Source organism: Pantoea sp. GD03673 (assembly GCF_029844725.1).
Taxonomy (GTDB): domain Bacteria; phylum Pseudomonadota; class Gammaproteobacteria; order Enterobacterales; family Enterobacteriaceae; genus Pantoea.
The window spans coordinates 80,717-100,574 of the sequence record NZ_JAOCKJ010000002.1; the positions used below are offsets into that span (position 1 = coordinate 80,717).

Below are 19,858 nucleotides of genomic sequence, written 5' to 3' on the forward strand. Positions count from 1 at the left end.
TCAGCGAGCCTGACAGCACGGTTAACTATTACGTGCAGGCGATGCCATGCTGGTGATGAATTCTGTTGAGTGACGTTCGCCATGCGATTTATAAAGGTATCGCTTTTGTGGGTCTGGACAGAATAACCTGTGTAAATTGATGCGTGTCGTCATTCAAAGGGACGATAAAAAGGGGCGGTCAGACCGCCCCCTGTTTATTACTCAATGATCAGCTTTTATCGGCTTTGCCGTAGTCATAGGCATAGTAGTCATAACCATAGCCATACGCATTAGCCGCTTTACGCACCACGGCGTTGAGGATCACACCTTTAATCTCAATACCATTCTGGGCAAAGCGTTTGAAGCTGACGTCCACTTCTTTGGTGGTGTTGGCTTCGAAACGCGCCACCATCAGTGAGGTGCCAGCCAGCTTACCGATAATGGACGCATCGGTGACGGCCAGGATTGGCGGCGTATCGATTAACACCAGGTCGTAGTTCTTGCTCGCCCAGTCCAGCAGCTCACCCATACGGCGATGCATCAGCAGCTCAGACGGGTTAGGCGGAACCTGACCGCGTGGCAGGAAGTCAAAACCGTACACGCCCTGCTGAATCAGCGCCGGGCTGAATTCCGTTTTGCCGGACAGCACGTTTGACAGGCCTGATTTGTTATCCGCGCCCAGCAGTTCGTGGGTATAACCACGACGCATGTCACCATCGATGAACAGCACGCGCTGACCTGCTTTCGCAATCAGTGTGGCCAGGTTGGCACAGATAAAGGTTTTACCAATACCCGGGCTGGCACCGGTGATCATCAGGATGTTGTTTTTCGCTTCCATCATGGCGAAGTGCAGGCTGGTACGCAGGCTACGAATCGCTTCGATGGAGAGGTCAGTCGGGTTACCCAGCGCCAGCAGCGTTTCGTGCGGATCGGTTTTCACCTTGCTGCCACGACGCGCCAGTGCTTCGGTATCCTTCTTACGCTGCCATTCCGACAGTGGAACGCTGGCATAGACGTTCATGCCCAGCTCTTCCAGCTGATCCGGGTTCTCGATGCCGTGATGCAGCAGTGCTTTCAGCAGAACCAGACCGACTGACACGAACAGACCCAGAATCAGGCTCGCGGCGATGATCAGCATCTTCTTCGGTGCGACCGGCGCGTTAGCCGTCTGCGCATTGTCGATGATGCGGACATCACCCACGGTGCTGGCTTTGCTGATGCCCAGCTCCTGCTGACGATTCAGAAGCTGCATGTAGATCTCCTGACCAGACTGAACGTCACGGGTCAGACGCAGAATTTCCTGCTGAGTCTGTGGCATGCCAGAAATTTTCTTGTTCAGCTGAGCCTGCTCACCTTCCAGCGTTTTGCGTTTTTCCAGCAGCGCACGGTAGGTTGGGTGATCTTTGGTGAACAGCTGAGACACTTCAGCCTCACGGAAGGTCAGTTCGTTCAGCTGACTCTGCACGCTCACGGAGGAGTCCAGCGCAGATTTCGCTTCCAGTGACAGGTCAACCGATTCGTTCTGACGACGGAACGTGTTCAGCTTGTTTTCCGCTTCGTCCAGCTTGCTGCGAACGGCAGGCAGCTGAGTGCGTAAAAACTCCAGGCTTTTCTCTGCCTGCTCTGACTTGCGCTCCACGTTCTGTAACAGATAGTTGTTCACAATCTGGTTCAGGACTTTGCTGATCTGCTCGGGATCTTCACCCAGATACTCCAGACCCAGCACGCCGGTATCTTTACCTTTGTCTGCTACGGTCAGGTTAGAGAGCACAGAGCGGATTGCCTGCAGGTCATTCAGTTTGGTCACGGTGAAGCTGGTGCCTTCATCGGCGTGGATCTCGCTCACCAGCATGCTGATGTCGCCGTGCGACTCCAGCTGGCCGACTTTACCTTTGAACAGCTCATCGCCATCTTTAGAGACGGTGTAGCTATCCGGACCGGTCACTTCCAGTTCAACGTTACGCTTGTCGATAGTGCGTGGGATTTCCAGCCGCGAAATCGCGATATTGGCCGGTTTGTTGCCCATCAGGCGCGACAGACCCTTACCGATTACCGGGAAGTAGTTCTGCTCAACCACGGTGTCCAGATCCAGATCGTCAACGGTTTTGCCGATGACCATACGGGATTCCAGAATCTCGATTTCGGTATCAGAAGCGGGTGTCGGTGGCAGAATGCTGTCCAGTTCGTTCAGAACGGTGCTGGCATTCTTCTGCTCAACCTGGACTAACGCGTCCGCGCTGTAAATCGGTGTCGCAAACAGTGTGTAGAGTGTTCCCGCCAGCATGAAAAAAGCCGTAACGGCAACAATGATCCAGCGATGATCAATAAGCTGTCCCACAAGATGCGCCAGATCCCATCCATTCGACTCCTCTCCCGGCGCGGTTCTGACCTTATTTTTTATATTCATGGATAATCCCAACTATCGGCTTAATACGTTGACCCATTTCTGGGTAGCGTTTTCCAGTAATCCGTAAATCTCTTCAAAGGCCTCACGGCTTTTTCGATACGGATCCGCAATTTCTTTCTGATTGAGCCAATGCCCAAGCAACATGGTTTTGCCACGTGCGGCTGGGTCGATGCGATTCACCTGTTCAATATGTCGCTTCTCCATGACCAGAATCAGGTCAACGTTGCGGCACATGTCGGCCGTTAACTGTTGTGCCTGATGTCCTTCAAGCGACAGACCCTGCGCTTCAGCTACGGAGGATGCCATTTTGTCGGCCGGGTGGCCGACAAGTGCCCCCAGGCCGGCAGAACGAACATCTAAATCGGGCAGCGCACGTTTAAACAGGCGCTCTCCGGTCGGAGAGCGGCAGATGTTGCCAACGCAAACGACTAACACGGACGTAATCATGGTCAGACCTTAGTTCGACCAGTTGCGGATACGCAGTGCGCTCTCGCTCACATCGTTGATACCCGCGATGGTTGGCAGCAATTGCGAGATCACACGGTTCCAGCGCGTCAGCGGTGTAGAGGTGACATAGACGATGTCATATGGCTGAAGCTGGAATTCGGTTCCCATCACCATGGATGCCGCATCTTTGGTGTTCAACTGATAGATGTTGGCGATCTTATTGCGATCGGTGCCGCGCAGTGGACGGATAACGAATACGCCGGTGGCGTCAGAGGTGGTTTGATCCATCCCGGCCGCATTACCCAGTGCTTCCGCCAGCGTCATGCCGCTACGGTCCATTTTCAGGGTTGCCTGCTGCTTCACTTCACCCATCACGAAGATTTTCAGATCGTCGTTACGCGGAACGTAAAGGATATCGCCTGGATAGAGGAGGTGGTTCTGGCTCAGGTCGCCATTCTGCATCAGTGCCTGCAGAGAGACGCGCTGTTCGCGACCGTTGTGCGTCAGCACGACGTTACGCCAGTCAGCATCAGCGGCCAGGCCGCCAGCGGCGTTAATCGCATCCAGAATGGTTAATGGCACGTTAGTGATCGGCTGCTGACCTGACGTCGTAACCGAACCGGTGACATAGGTTTTCTGCGATTTGAACGACGCGATGCTCACATCAACCTGTGGGCTTTCAATGTACTGTGCCAGGCGGCGTGCCACTTCGTTACGCACTTCGCCAACAGTACGGCCCGCTACACGCACACGGCCGATGTAGGGATAAAAGATAGTGCCGTCAGAATGCACCCAGTTGCCGGTGTCGCTGGCGCTACGGTACTGACCTGCAGGGGTAGTCAGTTCCGGGTGATCCCAGACCGTCACGGTCAGGACATCGCCCACACCGATACGGTATTCGTAGTTCTGAATTTCGTTCTGCAGTGAAGGGTTTGCCTGAGCCACCAGAGGCTTAGGACGCATCTTCTCTACCAGTGAAGGCGTTAACGGGAAGACGTTGACATATTTATCGATGTCAAAGTTACTATCCTGTTGCTCAATAACATCTTTTCCTGATGTAGAAAGGCGAGAGCCGGGTTCGACTGTACACCCGACAAGGAATGTGGCGGATACCAGCAAGGGTATCAATTTCATTTTGATTGTAATCATTTAGATCTTCGCTATCAGTTATTTATTGATAGAGGCGAAACCGCCGCTGTGTAAGCGTCCAACAAAAAGTAAATCCTACCTGACTTAAGCACTGAACCTGTCGTTCATTATCCTTGCTCCACTTGTTATAAGTAGTGGCCATCGACCAGGGTGTACCCGAAACGCCTCACATCTTAGCGGACTATGAATGCTGAGCGATATCCCTGATGATGGCCGCTATCAACGACACGCCTGACAACGGCACAACACCTCTGAGCGCGCGTTAACGCGCTCACGCCGACTCACGATTAATAGGCACCGTCGCGTTTCAACACCACACCCACTGTTTTAAACAGAATGGCGATGTCATTCCACAGTGACCAGTTCTTCACGTACCACGAGTCGAAATAGACGCGGGTTTCATAGTCAACATCATTACGACCGCTGACCTGCCACAATCCCGTCATGCCCGGCTTAGCCATCAGGTAATAATCAACATCACCAGCATAACGACAAAGTTCATCTTCAATGACCGGACGAGGCCCGACCAGACTCATATCACCGCGTACCACGTTCCAGAGCTGAGGTAATTCATCAAGACTGGTTTTACGGATGAAATGGCCCACTTTAGTAATACGTGGATCATTTTTGAGTTTGAAATCTTTATCCCATTCCGCACGGGCAATCGGATCGGTGCGAAGCACTTCTTCCAGCACTTCTTTTGAATTAATAACCATTGAGCGGAATTTCAGGCATTTGAATTTACGGCCATTCATTCCCACACGCTCATGACCATAAATCGGCGGTCCGCCATCACGGCCAACCAGGAAGCCCAGTACCAGCAGCGCTGGCATCAGCATCAGAATAATCGAGAGCGCACCGACAATATCAAATGCCCGCTTCAGGAAACGCGAAGTGCGTTTTGCCAGGTTATTCTGAACCCGCAGGATCATCACTTCGTGGCTGAAGATATAGGCCATATCAGTACCGTAAAGCGGTACACCACGCAGCGTCGGGATGACGGAAACGGAACGACAGTTGTGCATCGCCAGTGATTTCAGCCACACATCACGATACTGACTCTGCTCATACTCTACGGCCACGATAAACTGGGTTTCGCTGCTGGTCAGGCTCCAGAGCGCTTGCTCGTCGCGCAGAACCGGTACCCCGTTCATGATCTCCTGTGGACAGGTACCATCAACGTCGTAGAAGGCGATGACGTCAAAACCCATAACCTCTTCGCTTTGCAGCGCCTGCCAGGCTTCGTCCGCATTTTTGCTGCTGCCGATAATAATGGTCTGTTTTTTCCACAAGCCATTTTTATTCAGCAGACGCTTAGCCAGCGCACGACAGGTCGGAATTAAAATCAGCGCCAGTACCCAGGTCAGTAACCAGACGAAACGCGACATCTGCCACTGCGACAGTGCGGTAATCGAAAGGTCGATAACAGAAAATATAAGAATGGTACGAAAAACTTCTTTTAATTCGAACCAGAAAGGTTTGCGGTAAGTGTAGTGACGCAGCCTTACCCAGAACCAGCCAATGCAAATTACCGACAGACAAATGTGTGTGGCAATTTTTAAATTCATTTCTTTTTCAGAAATATCTGCCAGTGGCGAACCTGACTGAACATTAATTAGCATCATCGCTACAAATAACGCTGCGTTGAAACAAATTAAATCTGAACATGCCAGCATTAATTTGGTAATAAGACTTTTAAACGTAAATTCTGTATCGCGCATATTTAACTCTTTATTTTATTTCCTTAAACCCGCAACGGCTATCGCCTGTTTAATCGTTAAGCGATGAAACCTCTCCAGACTGAGCCGTTTCTAAGGGGAGCTCCTGCGGCGTTTACGCCAGTGATCTTAACCATGACACCAATAATATTGTGATGAATACCAACAGATTACTCTGACTTTAAGCCCCGCCAGCACTGCTCATTTTATCAACGAAAAACGCGATTCAGGCACGCTACCGCCCTTGGCTGTCGCTGCCAATATCGCTGTCATCATTCATATTTCTCCCCGTAATACGTAACGCATCATACAGATGTTCACCGATGAATTACTGATTCCTGACATTGCGATTAATGCAGAATCGGTACGCAAATTACGACTCTGGGGCAGAGTTTGCTAACTTGTTGCTATACTAGTTATTACTGGCTTGTTTACAAGCAGGTCCCGCCATCCCTGGACTATTTTAGGAAAAAGACTACCAGCAATTAGTATTGATGCCTGACAGGCAGTGCAATTCTTTCTGTACAATTCGGATTAATGCCATACTCGCGTTAAGATAAATCGCATAAGCCCGGCAGGTGAATATCGCTTTATCGTAAAAAAATGACTCAGAATTATCTCCCCTGAACCCTGGAAAGTTAATCAAAGCGTCACACTGTTATGTTCAGATTTTGCACGCTATATCGGCCTGTTCAGGATAACACCCCCCTGCCCTGCCATTTGTACGTGGCTTCGCACTCCACTATCATCAGAGAAAACCCAATTTAAGACATTCAGGTGAACAAGGCATGCTGGAGGTAATTGCAGATCCCTCGCTATGGGCGGGATTAGTAACGCTAATCGTTCTGGAACTGGTTTTAGGCATCGACAATCTGATTTTTATCGCCATCCTGGTTGAGAAGCTTCCTGGCCCCCTTCGCGACCGTGCGCGCGTAATCGGACTCCTCCTGGCGCTGGTGTGCCGTTTAGTGCTGCTGGCTTCGCTTTCCTGGCTGGTTACGCTGAAAGACCCCTGGATTACGCTGGGGGGCCATCCCTTTAGCGCTCGCGACTTACTGCTGCTGTCAGGCGGGATTTTCCTGCTATTTAAAGCCACAACAGAGTTGAATGCGCGCCTCGAAGGCCATGATGAGGATGCCGGTCAACAAAAAGGCGGCGCTAAATTCTGGCCAGTGGTGGCGCAAATTGTGGTGCTGGATGCCATCTTCTCGCTGGATGCGGTGATCACGGCCGTGGGTATGGTCAATGAATTGCCGGTGATGATGATTGCGGTCACCATCGCCATTCTGCTGATGCTGCTGGCCAGTAAGCCGCTGACCCGCTTCGTGAATAGCCATCCTACCATTGTCATCCTCTGCTTAAGCTTCCTGCTGATGATTGGCTTTAGCCTGGTGGCAGAGGGCTTTGGCTTTGTTATCCCTAAAGGCTATCTCTATGCGGCCATTGGCTTCTCGGTGGTGATTGAGGCACTGAACCAGCTGGCACACTTTAATCGCCGGCGTGTGCTGTCGGCGGGTCGCCCGTTGCGTCAGCGCACGGCGGAAGCGGTGTTACGGATGCTGCGGGGAGCAGCTGAACCGGCGGAACTGGATGCGAAAACCTCGTCGCTGATTGCAGATAGCGATGCCAGTATGCTGTTTAACCGCCAGGAGCGGGTGATGATTGCCCGGGTACTGGGCATGGGTCAGCGCCACGTTAACAGCATTATGACCTCGCGCCATGACGTCGAACATATCGATCTCAGTGACGACCCGGCAGAGATCATGTCACGCCTCGACCGCAACCAGCACACGCGCATTCTGATAACGGACAATTCCAGCGAACCCCTGGGCGTGGTGCATGTTATCGATCTCCTGCATCAGTCGCTGCACCATAACTCTCTCGACCTTCGCGCCCTGATTCGGCAGCCGCTGGTCTTTCCTGAACGTCTGACGCTGCTGCAGGCGCTGGAACAGTTCCGGCAGGCCCACACTCACTTCGCCTTTGTGGTGGATGAGTTTGGTTCAGTGGAGGGCGTCGTGACCCTGAGCGATGTGATGGAGACCATTGCGGGCAATCTGCCGAATGAAGCGGGAGAAATTGATGCCCGCTACGATATTCAGGTTCAGGGGGAGGGACACTGGATTGCCAACGGCCACATGCCGCTGGAAGATCTGGCGCTCTATGTGAAACTGCCGCTGGACGAGCAACGTGACTATCATACGCTGGCAGGATTACTGATGGATAAGCTGCAACACATCCCGGAGGAAGGAGAAGTGTTGCAGTCAGGTGATTATCTGCTGCGCACCCTGCAGGTCGAAAATCATCGGGTACAGAAAGTTGAAATCCTGCTTCAGCCCGAAAGCGGTGAACCGGTTTAAGAGAATGCGCCCGCTACGGGCGCATGATTTTCTTCAGGTTCTCTTTGTTCTCGCCCTCTTTCTGACGATCGATCCACTGATTCAGCCGTGACTTCGCCTCACTCTGCAACCGGTCACGCACCACGGCATCCACCGGCAGGGAATATTGCAGGTTGCTCCAGTCACCATACATCCGCAGGGGAACCGGCTGGCTGGAGAGCGTCTTCACCAGCGCGTCGTCGCCCCGCCAGCCGCTGATTTTCAGCCCCAGGGTGACATCCAGCTTTTGCTGTGCCATGTCGACGCTGCCCGCCCCCTGCAGGCCCAGATTCTGACCGTTGCCGTTAATGTCGCTGAAGCTGAGTACGCCTTTATTCAGCGCGACCTGGCCACTGATCGACTCAATGCCTTCATCAACCGCTTCCTGGTTGCTGACTTTATCACTTACCCGTGCCACGGCACGCTGCACCATCTGTTGCAGATTAAGCTGTGCCAGCTTCAGGTTACTGGCGCTGATAGTAGCCCTGCCCTGCCAGCGCCGTTTGGCCGCTTCAACACTCAGCGTGTTGCCTGACAGCTCACCATCGAGGCTCAGATTCCCCTGCAGACTTTCGGGCAGGGCAAGCGCTTTCAGCAGGGGCTGAATGGCAATCAGCCGGAGTTGGGGTTTCAGGCTGACCTGCGTTTCCGGGTGACGAATATCAATGCTGCCGGGAACCGAGAAGCTGCCATTGCCCAGTTTGCCGCTGAGCGTATTCAGCGTCATCAGTCCCTGCTGATTGCTGGCATTTAACGCCAGTCCGGTCAGGGAAAGGCCGCGCCATACCACATTATCCGCCTGGAGTTTCAGCGCCAGCGCCAGGTCATTCAGCGGCGAGTCAGCATTGCTGCGTTCCCGTGGAGCAGCAATCACCGGCGAACGGGCCACGGTGGCATGCTGCACGCCAGGCGTTTCAGAAACAGGCGTGCTGGTGAGTAAATTGTCGAGATTCAGCGTGCTGGCTTTCAGATCCAGCGCCAGCTGCTGCGGCGGGGAAAGATGACCATTGCCCTGCCCGGTCAGCGTACTGTCGTTGGCGGTGAGCTGCAGATTGCTGAAGGAGAACTGCTGGCGGTCACCATTCCACTCGCCCTGCAGGCTCATTGACCCTTTGATTCCCTGGACCGGGATATCCGCACCGGAAAGGGTGTAATCAAGCTGCTGTAACTGGCCGCTCAGACGATGGGGATATTGCGCGGTATCGAGCTGACCTTTGAGATTCAGGGTGGCGTTGCGCTGATTGCGCATCAGGCTGGTGCTCAGCGACAGCGTCGCCAGCCTGTTCGCGTCCTGTTCCATATTGATGTTGAGGTCGCGGAAATTATATTCGTCGCCGCCCGGCTGCTGCCAGATAAGCAGGCTGTCTGCTACCCGCAGTTTAGCGATATCAAATGACCAGCCGCTGGACGCAGAAGCAGGCTCCGAATCACGCGGCCCCTGAGGCGCATTTTTAGCACGCTGCGTGCTGCTCTCGGGCGTGACCCGCACGATGGCATTTTTCAGCATCACCTGACTGACGCTGAGCTGATGGGATAAGAGTGGCCAGAGGTCGACATCAAGCCGCATGTTTTCTGCCGAGACCATTGGCTGGCTGGCTCCCGGTGCGGTAAGGCTCATCCTGCCCGCCAGAATGCTCAGCTGAGGCCAGACGTGCCAGCGCAGATCGCTGCTGACCTCAAGGCGATAACCACTGCGTTGTTCAACCTGTTGCACCATATAGGCGCGAAAGTCGTTGGGATTGACCAGCAGCACCAGCGCGCTCATTCCCGTTACGACCACCACTAACAGGATGGCCAGCGTGGTTATCACTCTTTTCATTACATCCTCAAATCAGTCTTTGTCGATACGGCTGGCATCAGCGCCCTGCTGACCGCGATATTTCGCATCTTCACGCCGGTTGTAGGGACGCGCAGCCGGACCTGAAAGCGGTTCAAAACTCAGCGCACCGATCAACATACCCGGACGCAGTGCCAGCGGCAGTTTACCTGAATTGTAGAACTCCAGCACGATACGCCCCTGCCAGCCCGGATCAATGCGGTGCGCCGTGACGTGAACCATCAAACCCAGTCGCGCCAGCGAAGAGCGGCCATCCAGCCAGCCGACAAGATCGTCGGGCAGCGTCACGGACTCCAGCGTAACCGCCAGCGCCAGCTCGCCCGGATGGAGGAAAAAAGCTTCCCCGTCAGACAGCACGATCTCATCGCTCATTACCCGGTCCAGTGCCGCGCTCACTTCCTGTTTCGGGCCACTCAAATCGATAAAGGCCGCGGTATGACCGCTGAACGTGCGGAACTGATTACCCAGGCGCACATCGACCGTGGCACCGTTAATGCGCTCGACCGGCGGGCGTGGCTCAATGGCCAGCTTGCCATTGTCCAGCCAGGCTTCGATATCGCGATCGCATAATCTCATTGCGCTAACTCCCTGACATAAGTGTAGCAAACCGGCCTGCGTGCCTGCCGGTCTGCACCACGTCCGGATGGACGTGCGTTATTCAAAAAACTGATTGATTTTCGCCTTGAGGATATCAATGGCGATACGGTTTTTTCCCCCGCGCGGCACAATGATATCGGCGTACTGTTTTGATGGCTCGATAAACTGCAGGAACATCGGACGCACGGTCTTCTGATACTGACTCATCACCGAATCCATAGAACGGCCGCGCTCGTTGACGTCACGTTTCATGCGGCGCATCAGACAGATGTCGAGCGGCGTGTCCACGAAGATAGAGAAGTTGAGTTCCTGGCGCAGACGGGCATCGGTTAACAGCAGAATGCCTTCAAGGATAATAACCTTTTTGGCCTTCAGGTGTTGCGTTTGCTGGGTGCGGGTGTGTTCAACATAGCTGTAGACCGGCAGCTCAATATCCTGCCCGGCTTTCACCGCCTGCAGGTGCTGCAACAGCAAATCATGATCCATCGCACTTGGATGGTCATAATTGGTTTTAACCCTCTCTTCCATGGTGAGGTGACTTTGATCTTTGTAATAAGCATCTTCCGGGATAACCCCGATGTGCTCGTCACCTACCTGATCACGGATTTCACGATAGAGCGTGCTGGCAATTAAACTTTTACCGGATGCGGAAGCGCCGGCAATGCCTACAATCACGCACTGATGAGACTTGTCAGTCATACTTTTTTAAGACCTGATAACTGGAGCCTGCCACTGGTCACACATTACGCGGGCAGCGGACGGGCCGAAATGGAGAGGGTGTGTTCGCGCTAAGTATAGGGATTTCGGCCTTTTGATGCCAGAGAAATGGCGTCGGCGACTTTTCAGACTTTCTCCTTTGGACGCCACTCATTTCACCGATAAACTAACGTCACACCATACTATAAATAAAATGGCCTGCGCGGCGCGCTGTTCTGACGACACGCGTCGCTATCGTGACGACTGAATGATGCATCTGGAGTGGTATGCACTGGAAGACTTTGACCTATTTTGGCGACAGCATGCTGTTGATTCCGACAGCAGTGATTATTGCCCTGATTTTGCCGTGGAAGAGTGACAACCGCCGCACGGTCTTTTACTGGATTGTGGCCTTTGGCCTGGCTGGCCTGACCGTCAGCCTCTCTAAAATTCTGTTTCTGGGATTTGGCATCGGCAGCGCCCGCTTTAACTTCACCGGTTTCAGCGGTCACAGCGCCATGTCCGCCACGCTGTGGCCGGTTATGCTCTGGCTGATTTCCGGGCGCTGGCCCGCGAAATGGCGAATAGCGGCGATTGGGTTCGGTTACCTGATCCCCCTGATGGTGGGCTTCTCCCGCCTGGTCATCCACGCGCATTCTAAAAGTGAGGTCGCAACCGGGCTGCTGCTGGGCTTCACGCTGAGCACCGCGTTTCTCTTCTCCCAGCGCCGCACCTCGCTAAAAGGCTTCAGCTGGCCGCAGGTGGGGGCTGCCCTGTTAGTGCCGTTTGTATTGATGAGCCACGGTCGCGTCGCGACCACGCAGCAGTTTCTGGAACGCTTCTCTGCCAGCCTTGCGGGCATGGAGAAACCCTATACCCGCGCCGATCTTTTCCGCCAGTAATCAACGCGCTGGCCATCAATCTTACCCTGCCCGTCAATTCGCCGAATAACGGGCAATGTTGATTTCATCCCTTTTTTCGTTGCCGAATGTGCTAGCATGCAGTCAGAGAATGACTGGTGCCTGATTCGCCGTTGCGGAACCCTGCACCCTGCCGGAAGTCCGCATGACGATAGAGATCCTGTCCCCGCAAAAAAACGCGCCAAACCGCTGGCTCTCGGCCCTGGTTCTGGGCGGCGTGGTATTTGTCCTGACACTGTTCTGTCTTGAACTGATTGTTGTCAGCGGTAAAATTTCCCCGCTCTGGTTCCCGACCACGTTAATGACCGTTGTGGTGTTTCGCTGCCCGTCACGTCAGCTGCCGCTGCTGCTGACCGCCTGCGTGCTGGGCACCGCCGGGGCGAATGCCATCATCATCGGACCTGCCCTCTCTAATATTAAATTCGCGCTGCTTAATCTTATTCAGGCCGGTGTGGGCGGCATGCTGCTGCGCGCCCTTCTGGATCGGCGTGCGCCGCTGGATTCCCTCCATGACTGGGCCCGGATGGTGCTGTCGGTGGGCATTGTGACGCCCGTGCTCGGCGGCCTGCTCGCGCTCTGGACGCTGCAGGTCAGCGGCCATGCCTCGTTTCCCTTCTTTTATACCTGGGTCATCTCCGAGATCATCGGCATGCTGGTGTTAGGCCCGATGCTGCTGCTGCTGCCCTGGCCGCTGCGACGTGCGCAGTTCAGCGATCTGCGTCTCGCCGAATCCCTGCTGACGCTGCTGGTTACCCTGGGTGCCAGTTATCTGGCCCTGCGTTTCCTGCCGTGGCCCTTTACCTTTATTGTGGTGATCCTGTTCTGGTGCGCGGTGCGCCTGCCCAAGCTGCAGGCATTTGTCCTGTTCTTCCTGAACGCCAGTTTTATCTCCATGCTGCTGGCTTTTGATAGGGTCAGCGTGGTTAATAACAACAGCGCGCTTGGCCCGGTCTCCAGCTGGCTGCCGTTTCTGCTGGTGTTAATTCCCAGTCACATTATGTCGCTGGTGATGGATGCATTCCGCCGCGAAAAGCTCCACATTACCCACAGCGAAACCCGCTTCCGTCACGCGATGGAGTACTCCGCCATCGGCATGGCACTCGTCGCGCCGGAGGGCAACTGGCTGCAGGTGAACCGCTCTCTCTGTCAGATTCTGGGTTATCCGGCGGAGGAGCTGAAACGTCTGACCTTTCAGCAGATTACCCATCCCGACGATCTCTCACTCGATCTGCACCACGTGAGCCGCCTGCTGGGAGGCGAGATTGACACTTATACCTTTGAAAAGCGCTATTTCCGCAAGGATGGCGAAATTGTCTGGGCGCGGCTGACGGTCTCGCTGGTGCGCGACAGCAATCATGCCCCGCTCTACTTTATTGCGCAGATTATCGATATTTCAGAGCTGAAGCAGAGCGAGCAGGTGAATCGCCGGCTGATGGAGCGTATTACGCTGGCCAACGAGGCGGGCGGCATCGGCGTCTGGGAGTGGAACCTGCTGACCGGCGAGATGCTGTGGGACAAGCGCATGTACGCCCTGTTTGGCCTTGCGCCGCATGAGTCGCCCAGCTATGACCTCTGGATCCATCTGCTGCATCCCGGCGATCGCGAATACGCCGCGCTGACGGTGCAGCAGGCGATTGAGCTGCGCAGCGCGTTTCATATGGAGTACCGCGTGGTCGATGCCCAGGGGCAGCGCTGGGTGCGCACACAGGCTAACCGGCTACTGAGCAAAGAGGGACGCATTGAGCGGATGCTGGGCATCTGTCAGGACATCACGCCGCTGCGCAATCTTAATGAGGCGCTGTTTCAGGAGAAAGAGCGCATGGCGATCACCCTGGATTCCATCGGTGAAGCGGTAATAAGCACCGATGAAGAGATGCGCGTCGCCTTTATGAACCCGGTGGCAGAGAAAATGAGTGGCTTGTCGCAGGCGCAGGCTGCTGGTCAGCCGCTGAGTGAACTGCTGCATATTACACAGGGACGTAACGGCCCCGAAGTTGAAAACCTGCTGTTATGCCAGCTGCCAGCGGAAAAAATCACCCCCGGTCTCGCGGAAGATTTGGTGCTGCATACGCCCGATGGCGGCCACATTGATATCCATTACAGCATCACTCCGCTGCGTTCCGAAGCGGGGCTGGAACAGGGTGCCGTGATGGTCATTCAGGATGTCAGCGAATCACGCAAACTGATGAAGCGCCTGAGCTATAGCGCGCTGCATGACACCCTGACCCGCCTGCCGAACCGCGCCAGTTTTGAGCTTCAGCTTAAGCGTCTGCTGTTTGATGCCGCTGAACATCAGCATCAGCATGTGCTGGTGTTTATCGACCTGGACAAGTTTAAAGCAGTGAATGACAGCGCCGGGCATGCCGCAGGTGATGCGTTGCTGCGCGAGCTCTCCGATCTGATGCAGCACCATCTGCGCAGCAGCGATTTCCTGGCCCGACTGGGCGGCGACGAGTTTGCGCTGCTGATGCCCGATTGCGACGTTGCTCAGGCACATGACGTGGTGCAGCGCATCGTCACCGCGGTCAATAATTACCGGTTCCAGTGGCTGGGCCGCCTTTATCACGTGGGTGCCAGCGCGGGCATAACGCAGATTTCAGCGGAAAACTGCCAGAGCGGCGATGTGCTTTCGCAGGCGGATATCGCCAGTTACAACGCCAAACGCAGCGGGCGCGGACGGCTGGTCATCTACGAACAGCATCGGTTACCGCTGCCGGAAAATCCTCAGGGCATGGATGCCGCCATGATTGATGCGCTGCAGATCGAACTCCCTGCCTGGGCCGTTGCACCGCCCGGAACACCGCTGGCGGCCTTTATCTGGCTGCTTGAGGTGCAACTGTTTACGGCTGAGGGTCTGCAGGTAGAGGAGACGCTGCTGCGCAATAACCTCCCTGACGATGCGCTGCGTCGCCGGCTGGATAACACTATTCTGGAGGCTTTTTTCCGTCACGATGTGCAGAAGCTGAACAACAAAGGCATCCCGGTGATCCTGCCACTCAATGAACAGGTACTGAGTGATGCCGCCTTTGTGCAGCAACTCTGTCAGCGCTTTGTTGCCGAAGGTCTCGCCGACAGCCGCTGCGGTTTCGCCTTCCCTGCCGCCACTGTACTGAGCAAGGGCGATCAGCTCTATGCCGCGCTGATGCAACTGCGTCAGTGTGGCTGTCGTATCGTGTTGCAGCATTTTGGCCGTAATCTGGATGCCTTTAATCTGCTGAGCGACGAGGTGGTGGATTATCTGGTGCTGGCCCCTGAACTGGTGGCTAACGTTCACAATAATCTGATGGATGAAATGCTGCTGACCATCATTCAGGGCCAGGCAACCCAGCGCAACATCTCGGTGCTGGCGGGTCCGATTTCAGTCCCCGCCATCCTCAGCACGCTGGCGACCCTTGACGTCGATGGCGTCTGGGGCAGTGCCGTGGCCGAGCGACAGCCGCTGCGTTCACTGGCGGAAGATCGCATCTTCGCTGTCCGCTAATTCCCGCGCTGCCTGCTTGCCACCCTGCTGAAGCTGCGCTAAAGTCGCCCCCTTTTTTCCGGCATGGGGGCGAAAATGTTCATAGGATTCGATTACGGCACGGCTAACTGCTCCATTGCAGTCAGCGAAAATGGCACGCCACGTCTGTTAACGCTGGAAAATGATCAGCGCCTGTTGCCGTCAATGATCTGTGCGCCGACCCGCGAGTCGATTAGCGAATGGCTCTACCGTCATCATCAGGTGCCGACACCGGACAGTGAAACCACGGCGCTGCTGCAGCGAGCAATGCGTTTTAACCGCGAAGAGGATATTGAGGTCCAGCCCAACAGCGTGCAGTTTGGCCTCACCGCGCTGCAGCATTACATGGTCGACCCCGAAGATGTCTGGTTCGTTAAATCCCCTAAATCGTTCCTGGGTGCCACTGGCCTGAAGCCGCAGCAGATTGCCCTGTTTGAAGATCTGGTCTGCGCCATGATGCTGCATATCCGCCAGCAGGGTGAACGTCAGCTGGATCAGTCTGTCGATCAGGCGGTCATCGGGCGGCCGGTTAACTTCCAGGGTTCAGGCAGTGAGGAGGCTAACCAGCAGGCGGAAGGCATTCTGCTGCGCGCCGCTCACCGCGCCGGTTTCCGCGACGTGGAGTTTCAGTTTGAACCGGTGGCGGCTGGACTCGATTTCGAAGCCACGCTGCAGCAGGAAACGCGGGTGCTGGTGGTGGACATCGGCGGCGGAACCACCGACTGCTCGATGTTGCTGATGGGGCCGAAATGGCGTGACAGAGCCGATCGCCGCGAAAGCCTGCTGGGTCACAGCGGCTGCCGCGTCGGCGGTAACGATCTGGATATCATGCTGGCGTTTAAAACCCTGATGCCGCTACTGGGTCTGGGCGGTAACACCCAGAAAGGCACTGCCCTGCCCGCCCTGCCGTGGTGGAACGCGATTGCCATCAACGATGTTCCGGCGCAAAGCGACTTTTACAGCGCCGCCTGCGGAAAGTGGCTGCGCGATTTAGTGCGTGACGCTGAACAGGGTGACATCGTGGCGCGCCTGCTGAAAGTGTGGCAGCAGAAGCTCAGTTACCGGCTGGTGCGTGCGGCGGAAGAGAGCAAAATTGCGCTGTCAGCCAGCCCGGCGCACACCGCTTCACTCGATTTTATTGCCGCCGCGCTGCAGACAGAGGTAAGCGTGGGTCAGTTGCAGGATGCCATCAGTCAGCCGCTGGAGAAAATTCTGGAACAGGTGCAGCTGGCCTTAGCCACCAGCCAGATTAAGCCCGATGTGATTTACCTGACCGGCGGCAGTGCCCGTTCGCCGTTGCTGCGTGCAGCACTGCAGCAGACGCTGCCCGACACGCCGATTGCCAGCGGCGATGATTTCGCCTCGGTCACCGCAGGGCTGGCCCGCTGGGCGGAAGTGATGTTCCGCTAATCCTGCCCGGCCCTGTTCTGTTATAAAAAAACGGCACCTGAAGGTGCCGTTTTTGTTTGCGGATGACGACGAGCAGGCTCAGGGAGCACACGCCTTCTGCAAAAACGCAAAATCCGCCATCCCTGGCCCGCTTTGCTTTGCTACTGGCGTATACTCTCATCGCTTTACGTCCGGGAGTCGTCTGTTAAGGTGCCGTTTTATTGAGAATCAGAATGCAATGTTGGCGCTGATCCCGCCGATAAACGCATCTTTCACTTCGCTCACCGCACCCGGTGCAACCACATACTGCAGGTTAGGTCGCAGTGACATCCAGTTCGTCACTTTGGCGTTGTAGTAAACCTCATAGTTGTACTCTGACCCTTCCTGAATCGGCAGATAGGTCGGACTGTCAAAGCGGCTCTCGCCATTCGCCTGATTCTGCTGACGCAGTGAGCGGGTATAATCGCTGTTCACGTGAATACGCGACGCGCCCACGCCAATCTCATCCTGCGGTCGGGCATCAAACGGTCCTGTCCAGGTCAAGGCGAGAGACTGATAGTTGTCGGTTTTCGAGGTCTTGTGATCGTTCATCACCGCCTGAACCCGCACGCCCAGGCCGCGATTCACATCGCCATCCTGCGCGGTCAGCTGCTGCTGCAATAACAGATAGCCGCCATAGGCGTGCGCCTGATCCTGATAGCCGCCGTTGCGCCAGCTGCCATAAACATCGCCATCCACCGACGAGTAGTAATAGCCGATGCGGTAATTACCCGGTAATTTCTCCGGCCCGAAGGTTGGTTTCCAGCCCAGTTCAACCGGCACCAGATTCCCTTCTGAATTGCTGGTATCCAGACGGAAGCCATCGCCACGGTCGTAGTTAGCGCTGTTCTGGTTATAGAAACCGACCTGGAAGAAGACGTCAGGCGTGAGATTGAACTTAACCCGACCGCCCCACTGCGACACCGGCCAGTTGAACCAGCGATCGCCGCGCCAGTTACCCGCCTGGCCGCTGCCCAACGCCAGGTTCTGGAACAGATTGCCATCGAAATTATCGAAGTCTTCCCCCACCGTCACGCGTCCGGCTTTGATATCGACAACATCGTTAAACAGCCCTTTACGCAGCCAGAACTGCGTCAGACGCCAGGTCTGACCACGACCGTAAACTTCCTGCACCGAAGAGAGCATGCCGGTGCGCTGGTCCGCGACCTGGTCGGAAAGATTCTGCCCGTTACGGCTGGTGACCGTCATCTGAAACTCAGCATCCTGCCAGTCCAGCAGCTTTTGCAGGTCGAAATTGGTGCCAAACGTCCACTGGTCGCTGTAGCGCATGGTGGTGTTGGTATCGGCTCCGCCGCCTAAGTTTGCAGCGCTTTCCATGGTGTAGTTAACGTCAAACTTAATGCCGTCGTCCTGCAACTGCGTTCGGTAACCGCCCCAGTCACCAAACATCCATTCGGAGTCCGGGCTTAGCGCATCAGCGGCCAGGGCCTGCGCGGAAAACATTGCCAGGATCAGGGTGCCGGTTGCCACACGGCGCAGCGGAAAACGCTGTTCTGCTTGTCTGTTTTTCATTATGTTTATTCTTAGGTAAGTTACGGAAAGTGACGAGCAGAGGATAATGCTGACTAATCTTCATTTATTGTAAATACGTGCGCATAATTTCCTGAAACATCAGTTTATTAACGCATTTGTGATCGGGATCGCTGAATGGTTATTCTTCGGGCAGGTTGCGCACGTTTTAGCAGGCAGAAACGCAAAAGGGGCGCTAGCGCCCCTGCAATTAGCGGCTTGCCTCGTCCAGCTGCGCAATCTGTGCCGGGGTCAGCGTGAGCTGCATCGCGCCAGTCAGATCGTCGAGCTGTTTAAGGGAGGTCGCACTGACAATCGGTGCGGTGATGCCGGGACGGGCAATCTGCCAGGCCAGCGCCACCTGAGTCGGTGTTACCTGATGGGCGTCGCTGATTGCATCCAGCGCGTCGAGTATCCGCAAACCGCGCGGGTTAAGGTATTTCTCCACCACCCCCTGACCACGCGCACTTTTACCGGCGTCTGCGGCATCACGGTATTTACCACTGAGAAAACCGCTGGCGAGTGAGTAGTAGTTGATCACGCCTAAACCGTGCGCCATGACCACCGGCTCCAGCTCTGACTCATAGGGCTTACGATCATACAGGTTGTATTCCGGCTGCAGGGTTTCGTATCGCGCCAGCCCCTGTGCTTCACTGACCTCAAGCGCCTCCTGCAGCCGCGCCGCGCTGTAATTCGACGCGCCAATAGCCCGCACTTTCCCCTCGCGGATCAGGCTGTCAAAAGTGCTCAGCGTTTCTGCCAGCGGCGTGTCCTGATCGTCACGGTGCGCCTGATAAAGGTCGATGTAGTCCGTCTGCAACCGGCGCAGTGAATCTTCGACAGCCTGACGGATATATTGCGGCTTCAGCCCGGTTTTCTCCGGCGACAACTCCATACCCACTTTCGTTGCCAGCACGATTCGATCGCGCCTGCCGCTTTTTTTCAGCCACTCACCAATAATGGTTTCCGATTCACCGCCTTTATTACCCGGCACCCAGCGGGAGTAAACGTCGGCGGTGTCGATAAACCACAGTCCCCGGTCCACCAGCGCATCCAGCAGAGAAAAGGAGGTAGCGCGATCCACTGTCCAGCCAAACACGTTGCCGCCAAACGTCAGTAACGGCACCGTAATACCACTGTCACCCAACTGCCGGGTTTGATTCTGACTCATTATCTGCTCCTGATTTGCCTGACAAACGGTCCGTTTCTTAGCATAGCAAAGCCCTTTCACCCCTTTATGACGATTGTGCTGCGATTAATGTCAGAACAGGCA

The 19,858-nt window shown here is 55.3% G+C and carries 13 protein-coding genes; 4 read left to right on the forward strand and 9 right to left on the reverse strand.

The features are described 5' to 3' along the window. Positions 1 to 208 precede the first annotated feature (208 nt). The 4 genes from wzc to wbaP form a co-directional block, all read right to left on the reverse strand. The gene (gene wzc, locus N5J69_RS03830) at positions 209 to 2,386 is read right to left on the reverse strand and encodes a tyrosine-protein kinase Wzc (RefSeq protein WP_279768183.1); all 2,178 of its coding nucleotides are present in this window, start codon (positions 2,384 to 2,386) and stop codon (positions 209 to 211) included. Between the two features lie 12 nt (positions 2,387 to 2,398). Then, on the reverse strand, positions 2,399 to 2,833 hold the full coding sequence (locus N5J69_RS03835; protein WP_279768185.1) for a protein tyrosine phosphatase: 435 nt from the start codon (positions 2,831 to 2,833) through the stop codon (positions 2,399 to 2,401). A 9-nt stretch (positions 2,834 to 2,842) separates the two neighbouring features. Then, positions 2,843 to 3,982 (reverse strand): polysaccharide export protein, encoded by a 1,140-nt coding sequence (locus tag N5J69_RS03840; protein ID WP_013358466.1) that lies wholly within the window; start codon positions 3,980 to 3,982, stop codon positions 2,843 to 2,845. Between the two features lie 287 nt (positions 3,983 to 4,269). Further along, on the reverse strand, positions 4,270 to 5,703 hold the full coding sequence (wbaP, locus tag N5J69_RS03845) for an undecaprenyl-phosphate galactose phosphotransferase WbaP (RefSeq protein WP_279768186.1): 1,434 nt from the start codon (positions 5,701 to 5,703) through the stop codon (positions 4,270 to 4,272). A 785-nt stretch (positions 5,704 to 6,488) separates the two neighbouring features. Here wbaP and N5J69_RS03850 point away from each other — a divergent pair. Then, a complete protein-coding gene (locus N5J69_RS03850; RefSeq protein ID WP_279768188.1) occupies positions 6,489 to 8,060 on the forward strand; it encodes a TerC family protein in 1,572 nt (523 codons plus the stop codon). 13 nt (positions 8,061 to 8,073) lie between these two features. Here the strand turns inward: N5J69_RS03850 and asmA are convergent, their stop codons facing one another. From asmA to udk, 3 genes are all read right to left on the reverse strand, one after another. Next, complete coding sequence (asmA, locus tag N5J69_RS03855) at positions 8,074 to 9,897, reverse strand: outer membrane assembly protein AsmA (RefSeq protein ID WP_279768189.1); 1,824 nt, start codon at positions 9,895 to 9,897, stop codon at positions 8,074 to 8,076. A gap of 12 nt (positions 9,898 to 9,909) precedes the next feature. Beyond that, positions 9,910 to 10,491 carry a dCTP deaminase gene (gene dcd, locus N5J69_RS03860; RefSeq protein ID WP_279768190.1) on the reverse strand — a complete coding sequence of 194 codons (582 nt, stop codon included), beginning with the start codon at positions 10,489 to 10,491 and terminating at the stop codon, positions 9,910 to 9,912. A gap of 78 nt (positions 10,492 to 10,569) precedes the next feature. Continuing rightward, positions 10,570 to 11,211, reverse strand: a complete 642-nt coding sequence (udk, locus tag N5J69_RS03865; protein ID WP_004571279.1) for a uridine kinase — start codon at positions 11,209 to 11,211, stop codon at positions 10,570 to 10,572. Between the two features lie 284 nt (positions 11,212 to 11,495). Here udk and N5J69_RS03870 point away from each other — a divergent pair, with 284 nt between their 5' ends. The 3 genes from N5J69_RS03870 (at position 11,496) to yegD (ending at position 17,037) form a co-directional block, all read left to right on the forward strand. Next, on the forward strand, positions 11,496 to 12,110 hold the full coding sequence (locus tag N5J69_RS03870) for a phosphatase PAP2 family protein (protein ID WP_279768191.1): 615 nt from the start codon (positions 11,496 to 11,498) through the stop codon (positions 12,108 to 12,110). Between the two features lie 163 nt (positions 12,111 to 12,273). Then, positions 12,274 to 15,609: a diguanylate cyclase gene (locus tag N5J69_RS03875; protein WP_279768192.1), complete on the forward strand. Its 3,336-nt coding sequence runs from the start codon at positions 12,274 to 12,276 to the stop codon at positions 15,607 to 15,609. Between the two features lie 75 nt (positions 15,610 to 15,684). After that, complete coding sequence (gene yegD / locus N5J69_RS03880) at positions 15,685 to 17,037, forward strand: molecular chaperone (protein ID WP_279768193.1); 1,353 nt, start codon at positions 15,685 to 15,687, stop codon at positions 17,035 to 17,037. A gap of 207 nt (positions 17,038 to 17,244) precedes the next feature. Here yegD and N5J69_RS03885 read toward each other — a convergent pair whose 3' ends face one another. Together N5J69_RS03885 and N5J69_RS03890 are read right to left on the reverse strand one after the other, a co-directional pair. Next, positions 17,245 to 18,588 carry a carbohydrate porin gene (locus N5J69_RS03885; RefSeq protein WP_279768194.1) on the reverse strand — a complete coding sequence of 448 codons (1,344 nt, stop codon included), beginning with the start codon at positions 18,586 to 18,588 and terminating at the stop codon, positions 17,245 to 17,247. Positions 18,589 to 18,796: 208 nt separating this feature from the next. After that, positions 18,797 to 19,756 carry an aldo/keto reductase gene (locus tag N5J69_RS03890; RefSeq protein ID WP_279768196.1) on the reverse strand — a complete coding sequence of 320 codons (960 nt, stop codon included), beginning with the start codon at positions 19,754 to 19,756 and terminating at the stop codon, positions 18,797 to 18,799. Positions 19,757 to 19,858 lie beyond the last annotated feature (102 nt).